20 protein-coding genes are annotated in these 17427 nt (G+C 66.1%); 13 read left to right on the forward strand and 7 right to left on the reverse strand.

The genetic code is table 11. From position 1 onward, the window contains the following. Window positions 1-490: 490 nt before the first annotated feature. Together K0S66_RS11255 and K0S66_RS11260 are read left to right on the forward strand one after the other, a co-directional pair. On the forward strand, window positions 491-1147 hold the full coding sequence (locus K0S66_RS11255; RefSeq protein WP_301075487.1) for a M10 family metallopeptidase C-terminal domain-containing protein: 657 nt from the start codon (window positions 491-493) through the stop codon (window positions 1145-1147). A gap of 132 nt (window positions 1148-1279) precedes the next feature. After that, window positions 1280-1861: a CHAP domain-containing protein gene (locus K0S66_RS11260; protein ID WP_301075488.1), complete on the forward strand. Its 582-nt coding sequence runs from the start codon at window positions 1280-1282 to the stop codon at window positions 1859-1861. On the opposite strand, the gene K0S66_RS11265 is transcribed toward K0S66_RS11260, so the two are convergent. Further along, a complete protein-coding gene (locus K0S66_RS11265) occupies window positions 1862-2542 on the reverse strand; it encodes a tRNA (guanine(46)-N(7))-methyltransferase TrmB (RefSeq protein ID WP_301075489.1) in 681 nt (226 codons plus the stop codon). Between the two features lie 65 nt (window positions 2543-2607). Here K0S66_RS11265 and K0S66_RS11270 point away from each other — a divergent pair, with 65 nt between their 5' ends. Next, entirely contained in the window at window positions 2608-3252 is a 645-nt protein-coding gene (locus tag K0S66_RS11270) for a phosphatase PAP2 family protein (protein ID WP_301075490.1), read from the forward strand. A 56-nt stretch (window positions 3253-3308) separates the two neighbouring features. Here the strand turns inward: K0S66_RS11270 and metK are convergent, their stop codons facing one another. Further along, window positions 3309-4517, reverse strand: a complete 1209-nt coding sequence (gene metK / locus K0S66_RS11275; protein ID WP_301075491.1) for a methionine adenosyltransferase — start codon at window positions 4515-4517, stop codon at window positions 3309-3311. A gap of 58 nt (window positions 4518-4575) precedes the next feature. Continuing rightward, window positions 4576-6117: an apolipoprotein N-acyltransferase gene (gene lnt / locus K0S66_RS11280; RefSeq protein WP_301075492.1), complete on the reverse strand. Its 1542-nt coding sequence runs from the start codon at window positions 6115-6117 to the stop codon at window positions 4576-4578. Between the two features lie 126 nt (window positions 6118-6243). On the opposite strand from lnt, the gene K0S66_RS11285 reads away from it, so the two are divergent. Further along, window positions 6244-6675 carry a VOC family protein gene (locus K0S66_RS11285; RefSeq protein WP_301075493.1) on the forward strand — a complete coding sequence of 144 codons (432 nt, stop codon included), beginning with the start codon at window positions 6244-6246 and terminating at the stop codon, window positions 6673-6675. Beyond that, window positions 6672-6974 carry a polyhydroxyalkanoic acid system family protein gene (locus K0S66_RS11290; RefSeq protein WP_301075494.1) on the forward strand — a complete coding sequence of 101 codons (303 nt, stop codon included), beginning with the start codon at window positions 6672-6674 and terminating at the stop codon, window positions 6972-6974. The genes K0S66_RS11285 and K0S66_RS11290 overlap by 4 nt, the downstream gene beginning before the upstream one ends. A gap of 109 nt (window positions 6975-7083) precedes the next feature. Here the strand turns inward: K0S66_RS11290 and K0S66_RS11295 are convergent, their stop codons facing one another. The 3 genes from K0S66_RS11295 to K0S66_RS11305 are packed head-to-tail and all read right to left on the reverse strand — an operon-like array spanning window position 7084 to window position 10062. Next, window positions 7084-8097: an inorganic phosphate transporter gene (locus K0S66_RS11295; protein ID WP_301075496.1), complete on the reverse strand. Its 1014-nt coding sequence runs from the start codon at window positions 8095-8097 to the stop codon at window positions 7084-7086. A gap of 14 nt (window positions 8098-8111) precedes the next feature. Further along, a complete protein-coding gene (locus K0S66_RS11300) occupies window positions 8112-8762 on the reverse strand; it encodes a DUF47 family protein (RefSeq protein ID WP_301075497.1) in 651 nt (216 codons plus the stop codon). A gap of 58 nt (window positions 8763-8820) precedes the next feature. Beyond that, a complete protein-coding gene (locus K0S66_RS11305; protein WP_301075499.1) occupies window positions 8821-10062 on the reverse strand; it encodes a penicillin-binding protein activator in 1242 nt (413 codons plus the stop codon). Between K0S66_RS11305 and rsmI the strand changes: the two genes are divergently transcribed. The 5 genes from rsmI to K0S66_RS11330 all read left to right on the forward strand — a co-directional run bounded on the left by rsmI (window position 10061) and on the right by K0S66_RS11330 (window position 13924). After that, window positions 10061-10930, forward strand: coding sequence for a 16S rRNA (cytidine(1402)-2'-O)-methyltransferase (gene rsmI / locus K0S66_RS11310; protein WP_301075500.1), 870 nt, complete (start codon window positions 10061-10063; stop codon window positions 10928-10930). The genes K0S66_RS11305 and rsmI overlap by 2 nt on opposite strands. Window positions 10931-11017: 87 nt before the next feature. Next, window positions 11018-11725: a VIT family protein gene (locus K0S66_RS11315; RefSeq protein ID WP_301075501.1), complete on the forward strand. Its 708-nt coding sequence runs from the start codon at window positions 11018-11020 to the stop codon at window positions 11723-11725. Between the two features lie 54 nt (window positions 11726-11779). Then, window positions 11780-12160, forward strand: a complete 381-nt coding sequence (locus K0S66_RS11320; protein ID WP_301075502.1) for a YraN family protein — start codon at window positions 11780-11782, stop codon at window positions 12158-12160. Window positions 12161-12214: 54 nt separating this feature from the next. Beyond that, window positions 12215-13177 carry a glutathione synthase gene (gene gshB / locus K0S66_RS11325; protein WP_301075503.1) on the forward strand — a complete coding sequence of 321 codons (963 nt, stop codon included), beginning with the start codon at window positions 12215-12217 and terminating at the stop codon, window positions 13175-13177. Between the two features lie 132 nt (window positions 13178-13309). Beyond that, window positions 13310-13924 carry a DedA family protein gene (locus K0S66_RS11330; RefSeq protein WP_301075504.1) on the forward strand — a complete coding sequence of 205 codons (615 nt, stop codon included), beginning with the start codon at window positions 13310-13312 and terminating at the stop codon, window positions 13922-13924. A gap of 70 nt (window positions 13925-13994) precedes the next feature. Here K0S66_RS11330 and thiS read toward each other — a convergent pair whose 3' ends face one another. Next, window positions 13995-15002: a sulfur carrier protein ThiS gene (thiS, locus tag K0S66_RS11335; protein WP_301075505.1), complete on the reverse strand. Its 1008-nt coding sequence runs from the start codon at window positions 15000-15002 to the stop codon at window positions 13995-13997. A 101-nt stretch (window positions 15003-15103) separates the two neighbouring features. On the opposite strand from thiS, the gene aroQ reads away from it, so the two are divergent. Genes aroQ through accC form a run of 3 tightly spaced genes read left to right on the forward strand, consistent with a single transcriptional unit; the run spans window position 15104 to window position 17410 of the window. Beyond that, window positions 15104-15535: a type II 3-dehydroquinate dehydratase gene (gene aroQ, locus K0S66_RS11340; protein ID WP_301075507.1), complete on the forward strand. Its 432-nt coding sequence runs from the start codon at window positions 15104-15106 to the stop codon at window positions 15533-15535. Window positions 15536-15570: 35 nt separating this feature from the next. Beyond that, window positions 15571-16059 carry an acetyl-CoA carboxylase biotin carboxyl carrier protein gene (gene accB / locus K0S66_RS11345; protein ID WP_301075508.1) on the forward strand — a complete coding sequence of 163 codons (489 nt, stop codon included), beginning with the start codon at window positions 15571-15573 and terminating at the stop codon, window positions 16057-16059. A gap of 1 nt (window position 16060) precedes the next feature. Beyond that, on the forward strand, window positions 16061-17410 hold the full coding sequence (gene accC / locus K0S66_RS11350) for an acetyl-CoA carboxylase biotin carboxylase subunit (RefSeq protein WP_301075509.1): 1350 nt from the start codon (window positions 16061-16063) through the stop codon (window positions 17408-17410). The last annotated feature ends 17 nt before the right edge of the window (window positions 17411-17427 follow it).

The following is a 17427-nucleotide window of genomic DNA, read 5'->3' on the forward strand; positions in this document are numbered from 1 at the left end:
GCGCGCTAACTGAACGGCGACAGCCCTTTCGACGCCAACTCGCCCAGGCAAGGGGGGCCGACAGAAGCCCAGCTTGGCGGCGGGATTAGCCGACCACCCGTCACTCTCGGAAGCAAGCGCGCGCTTGCGATCAAACGCCCGCTTGCCGGCCTGCGCGGCACCCGGCGATCAGCCCGCGTTGAGAGAAAAGAGCCTCTGCGCGGCCCGATCGACTTGGTGTTGATACGCCCCCATGCTCGGCAGCGCCCGGCGCGGAGCAGATTAGCGATCACTAATCAGCGCGATGATAGATCGACAGCAGCGGAAAACGCCGCGGGGCCGTCGCAACCTCTCCGCGCCTTCAGCGGCCTGATTGGCGCGGCTTCAGCCCGAGCGCTGGCACCTGGCGTGGCGCTACGTACTCCGTCCCCGCGCCGAGCCTCAGAAAGCCGCAAGGAAGCTGCCGACCAGCCGTACGCGATCACTCGACAGTTCCGCCACAGTGCGGTGGATGTCGGCGAAAAATGTCACTGACTGCCCATGTCGAAACGGTGCGGCTTGGAGCGGGCGAGCTGACGGTGCGCGGCAATGTGCTCGACAACCGGATGGTCGGTCGGACGGGGCGGACCGCCTGTTCGGCGGCGCTGGTGACGATTCGATCCAGGGTGGCGCCGGGGACGACCAGCTCTACGGCGACAGCGGCAACGACACTCTTCAGGGCGGCGACGGCGCCGACTGGATGGAAGGTGGCACGGGGGACGACATGCTGGTCGGTGGCGCCGGTGCCGATCGCCTTCTGGGCAGTGCAGGACGCGACACACTGGAGGGCGGCAGCGGCGACGATCTGCTCACCGGCGGCAGCGGCGCGGACATGTTCCTGTTCCGCGCCGATTCGATCGGTGATCATGACACGCTCACAGACTTCTCCCTGCGTCAGGGCGGTCGGATCGGCCTCTCCCCGATCGATGCCGACATCCGCACTGCCGCAGATGAGGCCTTCTGCTTCGTGGGGACGGACGCTTTCTCCGGCACAGCTGGCGAGTTGCGTTACGAAACGACGGCCGCAGGCGCGATCGTCAGCGCCGACGTGGATGGTGACGGGCGGGCGGATATCACCATCATGGTCATGGGCGTCGATTCGCTGACGCGCGATGCCTTCATCCTCTAGCGCCACCCGCAATTCGCAGGGCAAACGCAATCGTTACGCAGGTGACACGTACATCACGAGACAAGCGCCACCTTTCGTTAACCATGCCGCGCAACTTCTCGCACACGGTCGCACGCTAGTTTTTGGCCCGTGATGAAGCGCTCCCCCCTCGCTCTCGTCGCAGCGTTCGTTTGTGCCATCGCTTCACCCGCGCACGCGCGATCGCTGCTGGACTATGTTGGCCAATGCGTGCCCTTCGCGCGCCAGGCGTCAGGCATCGAGATCTATGGCGATGCCTGGACCTGGTGGGATCAGGCGGATGGCCGCTACAAACGTGGCGATCGCCCGCGCGTCGGTTCCGTGATCGCCTTTGCGCGCCAGTCGCGCCTTCCGCTGGGGCATGTCGCGGTGGTCAGCCGAGTGGTCGAGGACCGCGTCCTGATGCTCACGCACGCAAATTGGTCCCGCGTCGGCGGAACACGCGGCCACGCAGAGCAGGACGTGACCGTGTTCGACGTCAGCGAAGCGAACGACTGGAGCCGCGTAAAGGTGTGGTACCGCGATTCGAACGGGCTCGGCGGGACGATCTACACCGTCCACGGCTTCATCTACGCTCCCGGCCGCCCGCATGAGAACCTGACCGCGCGCAACCCGGACTATGTCGGCGCACTGATCGACGCTTATGTGCCCGGCGCGGGCGCTGGGGGCAGCAGCAGCGAGCGAGCCTCGCGCTGATCAGTCGCGGCGGTAGCGGAAGTACCACACCTCATGACCCTGCCGGCGCGCCTTGCGCTCGTAGCGGGTCTCGGGCCAGTCGGCTGGCCGCTCAAGGAAATCCGCCGGCCGCTCCGCCAGCCAGGTGAAGTCGCGGCGCTGCGCCATGATCATCATCGACCAGCGGCAATAAGTGGGATCGTCCGTGCCCAGGCGGAATTCCGCCCCCGGCTTCAGCTTGGAGGCGATCAGGTCAAGCGGGCCGTGATTCATCATCCGCCGCTTGGCATGCCGCGCCTTCCGCCAAGGATCCGGGTGCAGCAAATATACGGTTTCGAGCGATTGATCGGGGAGCCGCTCCACCACGTCCAGCGCGTCACCCATGTGCAGCCGCACATTGTCCAGCGCGCCATCGCGGACATGGCCGAGCGCGCCGACCACCCCGTTCAGGAACGGCTCGCAGCCGATGAAGCCGCTGTCCGGCGCTGCGGCCGCCTGCCCCGCCAGGTGCTCGCCGGCGCCAAAGCCGATCTCCAGCCGCAGCGGCCGATCGTCGCCGAACAGGCGCATCGCGTCGAGCGGCCCGGTTTCCGGCACGGCCACGCGCGGCAGCAGTTCCTCGACCAGCGCGGCCTGGCCCTTGCGCAGCTTGTGGCCTTGGGCACGCCCATAGAGCCGGCGGATCGTAGCGGGATCGTTCATCGGCCGGCGCGATAGCGCCCCCGGCAGCGGGAGCAAAGCGGCCCGCGCATCGTTTTGCGCAGATCATGGGAAAGAAGAAAAAGAAGGCGCGCGAACTCGCCAAGGCAGAACATGCCACGGTGGGGCATGTTGCGCGTGCGGCGGATACGGCGCCGGTCGCCTTCCTGGGCAAGGCCAGCGACGTTGCGGATCAGCCGCCGCTCGTCGTGCTGTCGCTCGCGACAATCGCTGTCGGGGTCGTGCTCCGGCGTCGCGACGTGACCCGCACCGGCGCGCGCATGTTGCTGGCCCATGCTCTCGCCACGGCGGGAAAGACAGTGCTGAAGCGAGCGATAGATCGCTCTCGCCCCCGCCGCTCGCTTAAGGATGGGCAGCATCACGCAGGCTCGGGAAGCGGCAGCGACGACACCGACCTCAATTCCTTCCCCTCCGGGCATACTGCCGGTGCGGTCAGCGTTGCGGAGGCGATCGCACAAACGGCGCCGGGTTACGCGGGCCCAGCACGCGGCGGCGCGGCGATCGTAGCCGCGATTCAGCTACCCCGCGGCGCGCATTATCCCAGTGATGTCGCGGTGGGCGCCGGGATCGGCTGGGTCGCCGATCGACTCGCCGGTATGGCGGTCGACGCTGCCGAGCGCGCGATCGATCGTCGCCTCAAGGGAAATGATGAGGATCGCGCGATCGAAGAGGCAGAGGCACACCCCAGCTAATCCGCCCTACAGGGCGCGGTAGAACGGGGCCGCCCTCATTGACGGCCCCTTGTCGATCAGGCGAGCGCCGCCTTCAGATCGTCGACCAGGTCCAGCTTTTCCCATGGGAACTGACCGCCTTCCGCCTGGCGGCCGAAGTGGCCATAGGCCGCAGTCACCTGATAGATCGGCTTGTTCAGACCCAGATGCGTGCGGATACCGCGCGGCGTCAGGTCGCCCAGCTTGTCGATGCTGGCGATCGCCGCCTCGATCTTGTCGTCGGGAACGGTGCCGGTGCCATGCGTGTCGACATAGAGCGACAGCGGTTTGGCGATGCCGATCGCATAGGAGAGCTGGATCGTGCAGCGGCTAGCGATGCCGGCCGCAACGATGTTCTTCGCCAGATAACGGGTGATGTACGCCGCGGAGCGATCGACCTTGGTCGGATCCTTGCCGCTGAACGCGCCGCCGCCATGCGGACTCGCGCCGCCATAGGTGTCGACGATGATCTTGCGGCCGGTGAGGCCAGCGTCGCCATCGGGGCCGCCAATCTCGAAGCTGCCGGTCGGGTTGATGTGATAAACGGTCGCGTCTGAAAGCAGCTCGGCCGGCAGCACGTCGGCCACCACCTTCTTCACATAAGCGTGAAGCTCGGCTTCCTGGTCGCCCTTGTCATAGCCGGCGGCATGCTGCGTCGACACCACGATGGCGGTGCAGGCGACGGGCTTGCCGTTCTCGAAGCGCAGCGTGACCTGGCTCTTGGCGTCCGGCTGCAGGAACGGCGCCGCGCCCGAATGGCGATCGTCGGCCATGCGCTGCAGGATGCGGTGGCTGTAATACAGCGTCGCCGGCATCAGGTCGGGCGTCTCGTCGCACGCGAAACCGAACATGATGCCCTGGTCGCCGGCGCCCTCGTCCTTGTTTCCGCTGGCATCGACGCCCTGTGCAATCTGCACCGACTGGCCGTGCAAATTATTCTCGAAGCGGAAGGTCTTCCAGTGGAAGCCATCCTGCTCATAGCCGATGCGCTTCACGGTCTCGCGCACCGTTGCCTCAATCTCCTCCTGGGCGCCCGGCGCCCACTCGCCGTTCTCGTACACGCCCTTGCAGCGGATCTCGCCGGCCAGCACGACCAACTGAGTGGTGGTCAGCGTCTCGCAGGCGATGCGCGCTTCGGGATCCTTGGACAGGAACAGATCGACGATCGCGTCGGAGATCTGGTCCGCGACCTTGTCCGGATGACCTTCGGAAACCGATTCGCTGGTGAACAGATACGATTGGCGCATGGTTACTCCGCCTGAGTTTGATGAGGAGATAAGGATATAAAGATAACTTTATATCTCTCTATCGATGGCGCCGCCGGATGGCAATGGCCGCCCCGGCGAGCAGCAGCGCGACGATCCCGGCCAGCCAATTGCCAAGACGCGAGAACAGCGTCGGCGGCAGCGCCTCGGGGATCGGCACCTCGATCGCACCCGCCTTCTGATGCGGCACCGTGCCCACTAACCGCCCATCGGCAGCGATCACCGCGGAGATGCCGTTAGGGGTCGCGCGGATCACCGGCAGCCCCTCCTCGATCGCGCGCATCCGCGCCTGCGCCAGATGCTGCGGCGGGCCCCAGCTGCCGAACCACGCATCGTTGGAGGGATTGAAGATTACCCTCGGACGATGGACCGGATCGACCACCTGGCCCGAGAAGATGATCTCGTAACAGACCTGCATGCCGATCGACCCGAAACCGGGCACGTCCAGCGCCAGCGGCCCTGGTCCCTCGGCAAAGTCGAGCGACCCGGGCACCAGCCGCGCCAGACCAAGCGGCTTCAGCAGCCACGGCATCGGCAGATACTCGCCATAAGGCACCAGATGCGCCTTGTCGTACCGGCCACGAATGCGCGCACGCGGGTCGACCGCGAAAACCGAATTGGTTGCGCTGGTCGCGGTACCGGCGCGGTCGAACTGCAGCGCCGTTCCGCCGGTCAGCAGCATGTCGCGCGGCCCGAGCAGTCGCGCCATCCGCCACCGAAGCCAGAATGGATCGGCGTTATAGACGTAATCGGGATAGCCATCCTCGAAATAGTCGCGGACGACACCCTCTGGCCAGACGATCAGCCGCGGCGCGGGACCGGGCGTGCCGGACAGCTCCGTCAGCCGGGTGAGCATCATCTCGCCGTCGCTCTCACCACGCTCGTCCTGCGGCACGTTGGGCTGAACGACGCGCACCAGCGGGGTGTCGCGCGCCACCGGCTCGTTCACGCCGCGATAGCTGAAGACCTGAGCCACGATCAGCGCCGCGAGGCCCGCGACGGCGGCACCGATCGGCACCGGGCGGTGCGGCAGCAGCAACAGGCCGCCCGCCAGCAGCACCGTCAGCCCCGACAGTGCATAGGTACCGACCCAGGCCGAAAGCGCCGCGATCGGCTGCACCGGCACCCAGATCACGCCAATCGGATCCCAGGCATAGCCGGTGAACATCACGCTGCGCAGCCACTCCGACACGATCCATGCCGCAGCGAAGGCGAGCACGAAGGGCGCATCCACCCGGCGGCCGCGTATCTTCCAGGCCAGCCCAGCCGCGAGCGCCGGATACACCGCCAGATACAGCGCCAGCGCGACCGGTGCGGCATAGCCCAGCACCGGCCGCATCTGATCCTGGAACGTAAAAGCGTGCTGGAACCAGTTGTTATTGATGGTGAAATGGCCGACGCCAAACATCCAGCCACGCCACAGGGCGGCGCGCAGCGTCGGCGCGCGATGCACCAGCAGCATCCATATCGCGAGGGCAGCGATGGTCAGCGGCCACAGCTGCAACGGGGCAAAGCCGCAGGCCGCCGCCGCACCCAGCAACAGCGCGGCAAGGCGCGGATATTTGTCGAGAAGGGATATCATTATGCCTGCCGCTACCAAATCATCCGCCCGGCGTGGAGGGGCCATGAACAGCGGACCGGGTTATACCTGCTCTCAGCGACCGCCCCCCTCTTCCCGCGCTTGCCGCAGATGGTGTATCATGAGGCCATGACACTACGCCCCTTCCACCTCGCCTTTCCGGTCCATGACCTTGCTGCCGCCCGCGCCTTTTACGGCGGGGTACTGGGTTGCCGCGAGGGCCGCTCAAGCGATCGCTGGATCGATTTCGATCTTGGCGGCCACCAACTCGTCGCCCATCTCGATGAGAATGCCCGTCCCGCCGGGGCGAGCAATCCGGTCGACGGTCACGACGTTCCCGTGCCGCATTTCGGCATCGTACTGACGATGGATGATTGGGAGGCGCTGGCCGCACGGGTCGCGGCGGTGGGGGTGACGTTCGGCATCGCACCGCATATCCGGTTCAAGGGCCAGCCTGGCGAGCAGGCCACCATGTTCTTCCGCGATCCTTCCGGCAACGCGCTGGAGTTCAAGGCGTTTGCCGACGACGCCCAATTGTTTGCCACGGAGTTTGCTGAATGACCGCCCCGATCGAAGTCGACATCCCGCACAAGCTGGGCACCGAAGCCGCCAAGCAGCGCATCGGCAGCAGCTTTGGCAAGCTGGCTGATTTCATTCCCGGCGGCGCGATCACCGAACATCGCTGGGACGGGGATGCCCTGACCTTCACCGTGGAAGGGCTGGGACAACGCGTCGCCGCGCGGCTCGATGTCGCCGACAGCAACGTCCATGCAACGTTCGAGCTGCCCGCTTTCCTCGCGATGTTCTCCGACAAGATCCGCGACAAGCTGCAGCGGGAGGCGCCCAAGCTGCTCGAATAGTCGATGCCGCAACTACTAACGAAAACGGCCGCACTCCTGTTCGAGGAGGCGGCCGTTCTTGTTTCTACGTCAGCTCAAAAGCCAACGCTAATCCGCTGCTTTCATTCGGCTAGAACAACAGCGTGAGCGCGTAGAAAGCGCTGCCGACCAAGGCCGAACAGGGGATGGTGATGATCCAGGCCACCACCACGTTGCTCGCCGTGCCCCAGCGCACCGCGGAGGTACGCCGCGCGACACCGGAACCGATGATCGCCCCGGTGATCGTATGGGTGGTCGACACCGGAATGCCCATCGCAGAGGCGGTGAACAGCACGATCGATCCGCCGGTGGAGGCGGCGAAACCCTGGTGTTGCGACAATTTGGTAATGCGCGAGCCCATCGTCTCGATGATCTTCCACCCGCCAGACAACGTCCCAAGGCCGATCGCAACATAGCAGCTGATCGCCACCCAATGCGGCACTTCGAACTCGCCCGTCAGGCGGCCGGTCGAATACAGCAGGACGGTGATGATCCCCATCGTCTTCTGCGCATCGTTGAGGCCGTGGCTCAGCGAATAGGCCGCAGAGGATACCAGGTGCAGCGCACGGAAGCTGCGCTCCGCCTGGCGTGCGGTATAGCGGCGCAGCGCCCAACTGCTCGCCAGCATCACCAGCAGCGCCAGGATCATGCCCAGCGTCGGCGACACGACGATGGCGACCATCGTCTTGGTCAGGCCGCCGACGTGAATGCTGTGGATGCCGGCATGCGTCACACCCGCGCCCACCAGGCCGCCAATCAGCGCATGGCTGGACGAGGACGGGATGCCCTTCTGCCAGGTGACGACGTTCCAGAACATCGCCCCGCCCAGCGCACCGAAGATGACCGCCGGGGTCACAACTTCCTGGTCGATCAGCCCCTTACCGATCGTTTCTGCGACGGCATGAAGGCTCGGGAAGGCAAGCGTGACAAAATAGGCGGCGAAATTGAAGAAGGCCGCGAACGCCACCGCCTGAACCGGCGACAGCAACCGCGTCGCTACGACGGTGGCGATAGAATTGGCTGCATCGTGCAACCCGTTGAGGAAATCGAACGCGAGCGCGACGACGATGAGGCCGACGAGCAACGGGAACGCGAGTTCATGCATGGGTCTGCGATCGCTCAGGCGTGATCGATGACGATGCCGTCGATCTCGTTCGCGACGTCCTCGAACGCGTCGGAGATCTTCTCGAGATGCTTGTAGATTTCGCGGTCGACAACGAACCGCATCGGATCGCCGCCCTCATGATGGTGCTTTTCGAACAAGCGACGAAGACCCTGTTCGTGGAGGCCGTCGACCTCGCCTTCCAGACGCACCAGACGCTCGGTCAGCGTGTGCAGCCGCGGGCCGTTGCGGGCCACGTCGCGCAGCAGCTCCATTGCCTCAACCGACACGCGCGATGCCTCCAACATCAGTTTGGACATGGCGTGCATGTCGGGCGCGAAGCTGCGTACGCCGTACAGGCTGACCGCGGTCAGCGCCGCATCCATCGCGTCGATCGCATCGTCCATCCGGTTGATCAGGTCGCTGATCGCGCTGCGGTCGAACGGCGTCAGAAAGGTGACGCGGACGGTCTGCAGCACCGTGCGGGTGATGTCGTCCGCCTGATGCTCGTAATCCTTCACCTCGGCGATCAGCGCCTCGATGTCTGGCTCACCGGCGAAGATCCGGGTGGTGGCCTCGGCGGCCTTCAGCGTCACCGCCGCATGCGCGTCAAACAGTTCGAAGAAATTACCGCGCTTTGGAAGAAGGCGATGAAACCAGGCGAACATCAAGACAATCCTTGAAGAAAAATAAGGGGAAGAAGGAAAAAGAAGGGACGAAAAAAAATCAGCGCCCGAAGCCGGCGGGCGCTGGTGAGACGACGGCAGTGCTGCCGTTGCGGATTTCCTGAACTTCAAGCGCGCGCTCGGCGATGCCGTCACGGCCGAACCGGAAGGCGCCGTCGATCCCCGAGAAGCCTTCGCCCGACCGCAGCCGTGCTTCGGGGAATGGCGCGCCGACCTTCCAGTCACGGGCAATCCGCGCCGTCAGCAGCACCGCGTCATAGCCAAGGCTGGACAGGCGGTATGGCGCCGCACCGAAGCGGGAACGATATTTGGTCGCATATTGCCGGTACAAGGTGTTGGAAACACTCGCATACCACGCGCCATTAAGCGCCGGGCGAGCGGCCACCCCATTGTCTGTGTTCCACAATTCGGTGCCCATCACCCGGGTGTTCGGGCTGGTCTTGCGAAGCAGCGGCACCGCGGTGGCAGCGGTTGCTGCCGAATCGGCGATCAGCACGCCGTCGAACGGCGCGTCCTTGGCCATCCGGGTTACCGCAGCGCCAATCCCGCCCGGCGTTCGGTCGTAGGTCTGCAGCGCGACGACGCGGCCGCCAGCAGCCTCCACCGCGCGCAGGAAAACCGTCGAGGCGCGCGTGCCGTACAGGGCGTTGGGCACCAGCCCGCCGAAATTGGTCACGCCCTTGCTGCGCGCATAATCGACCACGCGCTCGATCGATTGCGAGGGGGTGTAGCCCATCAGGTACACACCATCGCCCGCGACACTGGAATCGTTGGAGAAGGACAGAACGGGCAGCCCCGCCCGCCGGGCGATCGGCGCCACGGCGCGAACGTCCTCCGACAGAAGCGGCCCCAGGATAAGCTGCGCCCCATCGGCCACTGCCCGCTGGGCCGCGGCGGCCGCGCCCTGCGCGGTATCGTAATTGGTGATGCGGATCTGTTCGTTGCGCGTGTCGAGCAGTGCGAGCTGAGTCGCGTTGGCCAGGCTCTTGCCCACGCCAGCGTTTGGGCCCGACAGCGGCACCAGCAACGCCACCCGGTTACGCGCGGTGTCGCGCGGAATACCGGCCTCTACGCCCACATCGGGACGCGCGGTGGGCGGCGGCGCCTTGGTAGGCGGCGGCGCAGAGGGCCCGCGCGGCACCACGGTGGAGCAGGCAGAGACAAGCAGCGCGGTCAGCGCAACGGCCACCCGGCCGCTCATGCGACGCGCCACGGGCGCATCGAAATGAATTCCACGAACGATCACCTTCGCCCGTTGCGATACGGTTGCGGCCTCTGCCATGACACTCCTCGTGGAAAACCTAAGTCCTGGCCTGTACATCGTCGCAACCCCGATCGGCAATCTCGGGGACCTGTCTCCTCGGGCCGCCGATATTCTGTCGCGCGCGGCCGTAATCGCTGCAGAAGACACTCGTGTTACAGCTGTGTTACTACGGCACATCGGAACGAAGCGCCCGATGGTCCCCTATCACGATCACAATGCCGATCAGATGCGGCCGCAATTAATCGCGCGTATGGCGACCGAGGCGGTGGCGCTGGTGTCGGACGCGGGCACGCCGCTGATCTCCGACCCGGGGTACAAGCTTGTGCGCGATGCCCGAGCGGCGGGTCACACCGTGGTGACGATCCCCGGCCCCTGCGCGGCCGTTGCCGCCCTGACGCTCGCCGGATTGCCGACCGATCGCTTCCTGTTCGCGGGCTTCCTCCCGGCCAAGGCAAAGGCGCGCAGCGAGGCAATTGCGGAGCTGGGCGCGATCCGCGCGACGCTGGTGCTGTACGAGAGCGGCCCGCGCCTTGGGGCGACACTCGCTGCTCTCGCGGAGGGGCTGGGCGATCGCGACGCCGCGGTCACGCGCGAGATCACGAAGCGCTTCGAGGAAGCGGTCACCGGCACCCTCCCCGTCCTCGCCGCGCGCTATGCCGATGCGCCGCCCAAGGGGGAGATCGTCATCGTCGTCGGCCCACCCGGTGCGCCGCCACCGACGAGCGCTGAGGATGCCGATGCGGCGCTGATCGAAGCGCTGACGCGGCTTCCGATTGCCAAGGCGGCCGGCGAGGTGGCGAAGAAGTTCAAGCTGGATCGCAAGGAACTCTATGCCCGCGCACTGACGATGAAGGGGGAGGCAGAAGGCGATTCGCAGAGCGGCTGATTACGCGCTTCCCACCCTCGCCCTGCACGTCGCCACACGCTAGCATCGCCGGCAAAGCCCCGGTGCGGGCGCAACAGGCGAGGCAAGATGCAGGCCCAGACCGCGCAGGCGCATAAGGAAAGCCACCTCGTTACTCGCGTTGGCTGGCTGCGTGCCGCGGTCCTCGGCGCGAACGATGGCATCGTATCGACCTCCAGCCTGATCCTGGGGGTCGCCTCCGCCGGCTCCAGCCACGGCGCCGTGCTGACCGCCGGGGTCGCCTCCCTCGTTGCCGGCGCGATGTCGATGGCGGCGGGCGAATATGTCTCGGTCAGCTCGCAGGCGGATACCGAGAAGTCGGACCTGGCGCGCGAGCGGCGCGAACTGGCCACCGCACCGGAGGCGGAATTGCAGGAGCTGACCGGCATCTACATCGCTCGCGGTGTCGATCCGGCGACGGCGCGCGACGTCGCCAGCCAGATGATGGCGCATGACGCGCTTCAGGCGCATGCACGCGACGAACTCCACATCACCGACGAAACCATCGCCCGGCCGGTGGTCGCCGCCATGGCCTCTGCTGCCAGCTTCACCGTTGGCGCGGCGCTTCCCCTCGTCCTGACGGCTGCGCTTCCCCTGCCCTCGATCGGGCCGGGCGTGGCCGCCGGCTCGATCCTGTTCCTCGCCCTGCTGGGCGCGATCGGCGCCCGCACCGGCGGCGCCCCGATGCTGAGGCCCGTCATCCGGGTGGTCTTCTGGGGTGCGATGGCGATGGCGCTTACCTCGGCGGTAGGCCGGCTCTTCGGTGCCGCCGTCTGAGCCGACGCGCGAGGGAGGGCTTGCACCTGCCGCGCCCGTCGTCACACTGCCGGTATGCCGCCACCCCCACCCCCACGCTCCGTCGATGAACGCCGCCGCGCCGACGCCGCGGGCCGGCGCGGTGAGCGGTTCGTCAGCTGGTGGCTTCGGCTGAAGGGGTGGCAGATCCTTGACCAGCGTGTGCGCACGCCGGCTGGCGAAGTCGATCTGGTGGCGAAGCGCGGCAGCCTGATCGCCTTTGTCGAGGTCAAGACACGTGCCTCCCCCGCCGCGCTGGACACCGCGATCGATCAGCGCCGGCTCGCCCGCGTCGCCGCGGCGGCTGAATATCTGATGCCCCGCTACGCGCTCCACGGAGAGGACATTCGCGTCGATGTGGTCCTGCTCGCGCCGGGCACGGCCCCGCGGCATATCGAGAATGCCTGGATCGGGTGACAATCCCGCGTCGTGCGCCTACCTCCCGCCCCATATCCTGTGTGGAGAAACACCTTGGCCCTGACCGTCGCCGTCCAGATGGACCCGCTCGAAACGATCAACATCGCGGGCGATTCCAGCTTTGCGCTGATGCTCTCCGCGCAGCAGCGTGGGCACCGGCTTTTCCATTATGCCGCCGAGGATCTGAACTGGTCGGACGGGAAGCTGTGGACCAAGGCGCGTCCCGTCACCGTGCAGCGTGTCGCCGGCGACCATTTCACTGCCGGCGCGCCGGTCAGCCTTGATCTGGGCGCTGAGGCGGATGTCGTCCTAATGCGTCAGGACCCGCCGTTTGACCTTGGCTATATCACCGCCACTCATCTGCTGGAGCGGATCGCCGACCGCACGCTCGTCGTCAACGATCCGGCCAGCGTTCGGAACGCGCCCGAAAAGGTGTTCGTGCTCGATTATGCGCGCTTCATGCCGCCCACCCTCGTCACCCGGTCGCTTGAGGAGGCGCGCGCCTTTCTGAAGGAGCATGGCGCGATCGTGGTGAAGCCGCTGCACGGCAATGGCGGCAAGGCGATCTTCCGCGTCGGGCCGGAGGGGGAGAACCTCTCCGCGCTGATCGAGGTGTTCAACCAGACGTGGCGCGAACCGCATATGGTGCAGGCGTTCCTCCCCGGCGTGGCGCAGGGCGACAAGCGGATCGTGCTGGTCGATGGCGAAGTCGCCGGCGCGATTAACCGCCTGCCCGGCGAGGGTGAATTCCGCAGCAATCTGGCGGTCGGCGGCTCGGCGGAGAAGACCGAGCTCACCGCGCGCGAGCGGGAAATCTGCGAGGCACTTGGGCCTGAGCTGAAACGCCGCGGCCTGATCTTCGTCGGGATCGACGTGATCGCCGGTCAGTGGCTGACTGAGATCAACGTCACATCGCCGACCGGCATCGTCGCGATCGAGCGGTTCGACGGGACCGGCGTCGCCGGCCTGATCTGGGACGCGATCGAGCGTCGCGTGGCCGAACGCGGGGAACGATAAAGCAGGTTTGTTCGCTTCCCGGGACGTGCTTCGATCGGACGGGCACGGATGGACCAGGGCCACGGCCCGGGTTTCGTTCGTCCTGCGCTGGTCGATGCGCATGTTCCCATCGTCGATCGATCCACGAGGCGCATGACCGAATTCATCATCGATTGGATTGCCTGGGGCGGATACGTCGGCATTTTTCTCCTGATGGCGCTGGAGAATGTGGTGCCGCCGGTCCCGTCGGAGGTGATCATGGGCCTCGGCGGGATCGCCGTGGCGCGCGGCGACATGGCGATGGTGCCGCTGATCCTGTGGGGCACTGCGGGCACCACCGTCGGCAACATGTTCTGGTATGAAATCGGCCGCCGCATGGGCGTCGCGCGGTTCAAGCCCTTTGTTGACCGGCACCAGCGCTGGCTGACGATGGATTGGGAGGATGTCGAGCGGCTGAACCGTTTCTTCCACCGCCATGGTCACTGGGTGGTGTTCGTCTTTCGCTTCCTGCCCAGCTTCCGCACGCTGATCTCGCTGCCGGCGGGCATGGCCAAGATGCCGATGTGGAAATTCCTGCTGTTCACCTTTGTCGGCAGTGCAATCTGGAACACCGTGCTCGCCGGTGCTGGGCTGTTCCTCGGGCGCCGCTTCGAGGAGCTGGATCGCTACGTCGGCCCCGTGGCGATCGGCCTGACGGTATTGATCGTCGTCGGTTATCTGTACCGCGTAATCACGTGGAAGCCGAGCTGCGACCGCCCCGGCGCCTGATGCACCCATCCCGCCCCCGAATGACACGGCGGCGCTATGACACGGCGGCGCGGGTACGGACGATCTCAGGTCAGATAAGGCCAGCCAGCGGCGAAGAGGGGTCGGCGTAGCGACGAATGCCCATCCGTCCTGCGCGGTAGGACAGACGACCCGCCGAAACCGCCGCCTTCATCGCCGCGGCCATCATCACCGGATCCTTCGCCTCGGCGATGGCAGTGTTCATCAGCACGCCGTCACAACCCAGCTCCATCGCGACGGCCGCATCGGACGCCGTGCCGACGCCCGCATCGACCAGCACCGGCACCTTGGCGCCTTCGACGATCAGGCGAATGGTGACTCGGTTCTGGATACCCAGGCCGGAGCCGATCGGCGCGCCCAGCGGCATGATCGCCACGGCGCCCGCCTCTTCCAGCTGCTTCGCGGCGATCGGATCGTCGACGCAATAGACCATCGGCTTGAAGCCCTCCTTCACCAGGACTTCAGTCGCCTTCAGCGTCTCGCGCATGTCGGGATACAGCGTGCGCGCCTCGCCCAGCACCTCCAGCTTGACGAGATCCCAGCCACCCGCCTCGCGCGCCAGCCGCAGCGTGCGGATCGCGTCGTCCGCGGTGAAGCAGCCGGCAGTATTGGGCAAATAGGTGAACCGCTTGGGATCGATGAAGTCGGTCAGCATCGGCGCATTGCGATCACTGACGTTGACGCGGCGCACCGCGACGGTGACGATTTCCGCCCCCGATGCTTCCAGCGCGGCGGCGTTCTGGGCAAAATCCTTATACTTGCCCGTGCCGACGATCAGCCGCGATCGGAACGTCTTGCCGGCCACCGTCCAGGTGTCGTCGCCGCTCGCCGCGGCATGATCGCCGCCGCCGACGAAATGGACGATCTCGATATCGTCGCCGTCCTCGACGCACACATCCGCCAGCGTCGAACGCGGCACCACTTCCATGTTGCGCTCTACCGCCACCTTCTCGGGCACCAGCCCCAGTTCGGTCGCCAGCTGCGCAAGGGTGAGGCCGGCGACGACACGGCGGTGCGCGCCATTCACGGTGATCGATACGGTTCCGTCGGTGTGAGGCATGATATCCTTTGCGGGGCTGCACGCCCCATCGTCCTGGCAGGCGGAGTGATTTGCCTTCCACCTAGGCTTGGCGCACATGGCGTTCAAGGAAGGAGCCGCCTTTGCCTCTCGTCTACGTCCTGAATGGCCCGAACCTCAACCTGCTCGGCACGCGCGAGCCGGAGATCTACGGGCACGACACGCTGGACGACATCGCTGGCCAGCTCGAGGACCGCGGTCGCGAGCTGGGGCTCGAAATCGACATGCGCCAGTCCAACCATGAGGGGCATCTGGTCGATTGGCTGCACGAGGCGCAGGCGCAGGGCGCGCGCGCCGTGATCCTGAATGCCGGGGCCTTCACCCACACGTCGATCGCGATTCACGACGCGATCAAATCCGTCCGCACCCCGGTGATCGAGGTGCATTTGTCCAATCCGCACACCCGCGAGGAATTTCGTCATATCTCCTATGTGGGGCGTGCGGCACGGGGAACTATCGCCGGGTTCGGTGCGATGTCATATCTGCTCGCGCTTGAAGCGGCGGCGCGATTCTGACACAGCGCGCGCCCTGTTACAGGGAAGGGGTCGCAATGAGCGATAAGGAACATGGAGCGATGAAGGTCGACGTCGATCTCGTCCGCCAGCTTGCCGAGCTGCTCGACGCAACGCAGCTCACCGAGATTGAGGTGGAAGACGGCGACCGCCGCATCCGCGTCGCGCGGGAAGTGACCGCCGCGGCACCGGCCGTCTATCACGCGGCGCCGTCTGCTGCGCCGATGCCGGCACCGGCGTCGGCCACCGCAGCACTGGCTGCGGCGGAGCCGGTCGCGGCTGAGCCTTCGCTCGCCAATGCGGTGCGCTCGCCGATGGTCGGCACCGTCTACCTGGCGGCAGAGCCTGGCGCGGCGCCGTTCGTTGCCGTCGGCAAGCAGGTCCAGGCTGGCGACACGCTGCTGATCGTCGAGGCGATGAAGGTCATGAACCCGATCCTCGCCACCAGCGCCGGCACGGTAAAGGCCATCCTGGTCGACAACGGTCAGCCGATCGAATTCGATCAGCCGCTGGTGGTCGTCGAGTAAGATGCCCGAAATCAAGAAGCTCCTGATCGCCAATCGCGGTGAGATCGCGCTGCGGATTCACCGCGCCTGTCACGAGATGGGGATCAAGACGGTCGCGGTGCATTCCACCGCCGATTCCGATGCGATGCACGTCCGCCTCGCGGACCAGGCGATCTGCATCGGCCCACCGGCCGCGGCGGAAAGCTATCTCAACATCGCCAACATCATTTCCGCGGCCGAGATTTCGGGCGCGGATGCGATCCACCCGGGCTACGGCTTCCTCAGCGAGAATGCGAAGTTCGCTGAGATCGTCGAGGCGCACGGGCTGATCTTCGTCGGGCCGAAGCCCGAGCATATCCGCACCATGGGCGACAAGGTGGAGGCAAAGCGCACAGCCGGCGCGCTCGGTCTGCCTCTGGTCCCCGGGTCTGACGGCGCGCTCACCGATCCGGCCGAAGCCAAGCGGCTGGCGCGCGAGATCGGATATCCGGTGCTGATCAAGGCCGCGTCGGGCGGCGGCGGGCGCGGCATGAAGGTCGTGCCCTCCGAGGATCAGATGGAAACGTTGATGGCGCAGGCCGGCAACGAGGCGAAGTCCGCGTTCGGCGACGCCACCGTCTACATGGAAAAGTACCTCGGCAATCCGCGGCACATCGAATTCCAGGTGTTCGGCGACGGCAAGGGCACTGCGATCCATCTCGGCGAACGTGACTGTTCGCTGCAGCGCCGCCACCAGAAGGTGCTGGAGGAGGCCCCCTCCCCCGTCATCACGCCGGAGGAGCGCGAGCGGATGGGCGGCATCGTCGCCCGCGCGATGGCCGACATGGGCTATCGCGGCGCGGGCACGATCGAGTTCCTGTGGGAAGACGGTGAATTCTACTTCATCGAGATGAACACCCGCCTTCAGGTGGAGCATCCGGTGACGGAGGCGATCACTGGCCTCGACCTGGTGCGCGAACAGATCCGCATCGCGGAGGGCCATCCGCTGACGCTGCGTCAGGAGGATGTCGTCTTCCGTGGCCACGCCATCGAATGCCGTATCAATGCAGAGGATCCGCGAACCTTCGCGCCCTCGCCTGGCCTAGTGAAGCAATATCACGCGCCCGGCGGCATGCATGTGCGCGTCGATTCGGGCCTTTACGCTGGCTACAAGGTGCCGCCTTATTACGACAGCATGATCGCCAAGCTGATCGTCTATGGCACCACCCGCCAGGGCGCGCTTCGCCGCCTGCGCCGTGCGCTGGAGGAATTCGTCATCGACGGGATGAAGACCACCATCCCGCTGCACCAGGCGCTGCTGGACGATCCCGAGTTCCAGGAAGGCGAATATACGATCAAGTGGCTGGAGGAGTGGCTGGCCCGCCAGGACTAGTCACCTCCTCTCCCCCG

Origin of the sequence: Sphingomonas sp. (assembly GCF_029239295.1) — a bacterium.
Taxonomy (GTDB): domain Bacteria; phylum Pseudomonadota; class Alphaproteobacteria; order Sphingomonadales; family Sphingomonadaceae; genus Sphingomonas.

What these genes read in the sequence shown, in the direction of transcription:
- K0S66_RS11285 (WP_301075493.1), top strand. Translation starts at nt 6,244, where the DNA reads ATGACACTACGCCCCTTCCACCTCGCCTTTCCGGTCCATGACCTTGCT.
- accC (WP_301075509.1), top strand. Translation starts at nt 16,061, where the DNA reads ATGCCCGAAATCAAGAAGCTCCTGATCGCCAATCGCGGTGAGATCGCG.
- accB (WP_301075508.1), top strand. Translation starts at nt 15,571, where the DNA reads ATGAGCGATAAGGAACATGGAGCGATGAAGGTCGACGTCGATCTCGTC.
- rsmI (WP_301075500.1), top strand. Translation starts at nt 10,061, where the DNA reads ATGACACTCCTCGTGGAAAACCTAAGTCCTGGCCTGTACATCGTCGCA.
- K0S66_RS11260 (WP_301075488.1), top strand. Translation starts at nt 1,280, where the DNA reads ATGAAGCGCTCCCCCCTCGCTCTCGTCGCAGCGTTCGTTTGTGCCATC.
- K0S66_RS11330 (WP_301075504.1), top strand. Translation starts at nt 13,310, where the DNA reads ATGACCGAATTCATCATCGATTGGATTGCCTGGGGCGGATACGTCGGC.
- thiS (WP_301075505.1), bottom strand. Translation starts at nt 15,002, where the DNA reads ATGCCTCACACCGACGGAACCGTATCGATCACCGTGAATGGCGCGCAC.
- K0S66_RS11305 (WP_301075499.1), bottom strand. Translation starts at nt 10,062, where the DNA reads ATGGCAGAGGCCGCAACCGTATCGCAACGGGCGAAGGTGATCGTTCGT.
- K0S66_RS11315 (WP_301075501.1), top strand. Translation starts at nt 11,018, where the DNA reads ATGCAGGCCCAGACCGCGCAGGCGCATAAGGAAAGCCACCTCGTTACT.
- K0S66_RS11320 (WP_301075502.1), top strand. Translation starts at nt 11,780, where the DNA reads ATGCCGCCACCCCCACCCCCACGCTCCGTCGATGAACGCCGCCGCGCC.
- K0S66_RS11290 (WP_301075494.1), top strand. Translation starts at nt 6,672, where the DNA reads ATGACCGCCCCGATCGAAGTCGACATCCCGCACAAGCTGGGCACCGAA.
- lnt (WP_301075492.1), bottom strand. Translation starts at nt 6,117, where the DNA reads ATGATATCCCTTCTCGACAAATATCCGCGCCTTGCCGCGCTGTTGCTG.
- metK (WP_301075491.1), bottom strand. Translation starts at nt 4,517, where the DNA reads ATGCGCCAATCGTATCTGTTCACCAGCGAATCGGTTTCCGAAGGTCAT.
- K0S66_RS11270 (WP_301075490.1), top strand. Translation starts at nt 2,608, where the DNA reads ATGGGAAAGAAGAAAAAGAAGGCGCGCGAACTCGCCAAGGCAGAACAT.
- K0S66_RS11255 (WP_301075487.1), top strand. Translation starts at nt 491, where the DNA reads ATGTCGGCGAAAAATGTCACTGACTGCCCATGTCGAAACGGTGCGGCT.
- K0S66_RS11265 (WP_301075489.1), bottom strand. Translation starts at nt 2,542, where the DNA reads ATGAACGATCCCGCTACGATCCGCCGGCTCTATGGGCGTGCCCAAGGC.
- K0S66_RS11300 (WP_301075497.1), bottom strand. Translation starts at nt 8,762, where the DNA reads ATGTTCGCCTGGTTTCATCGCCTTCTTCCAAAGCGCGGTAATTTCTTC.
- K0S66_RS11295 (WP_301075496.1), bottom strand. Translation starts at nt 8,097, where the DNA reads ATGCATGAACTCGCGTTCCCGTTGCTCGTCGGCCTCATCGTCGTCGCG.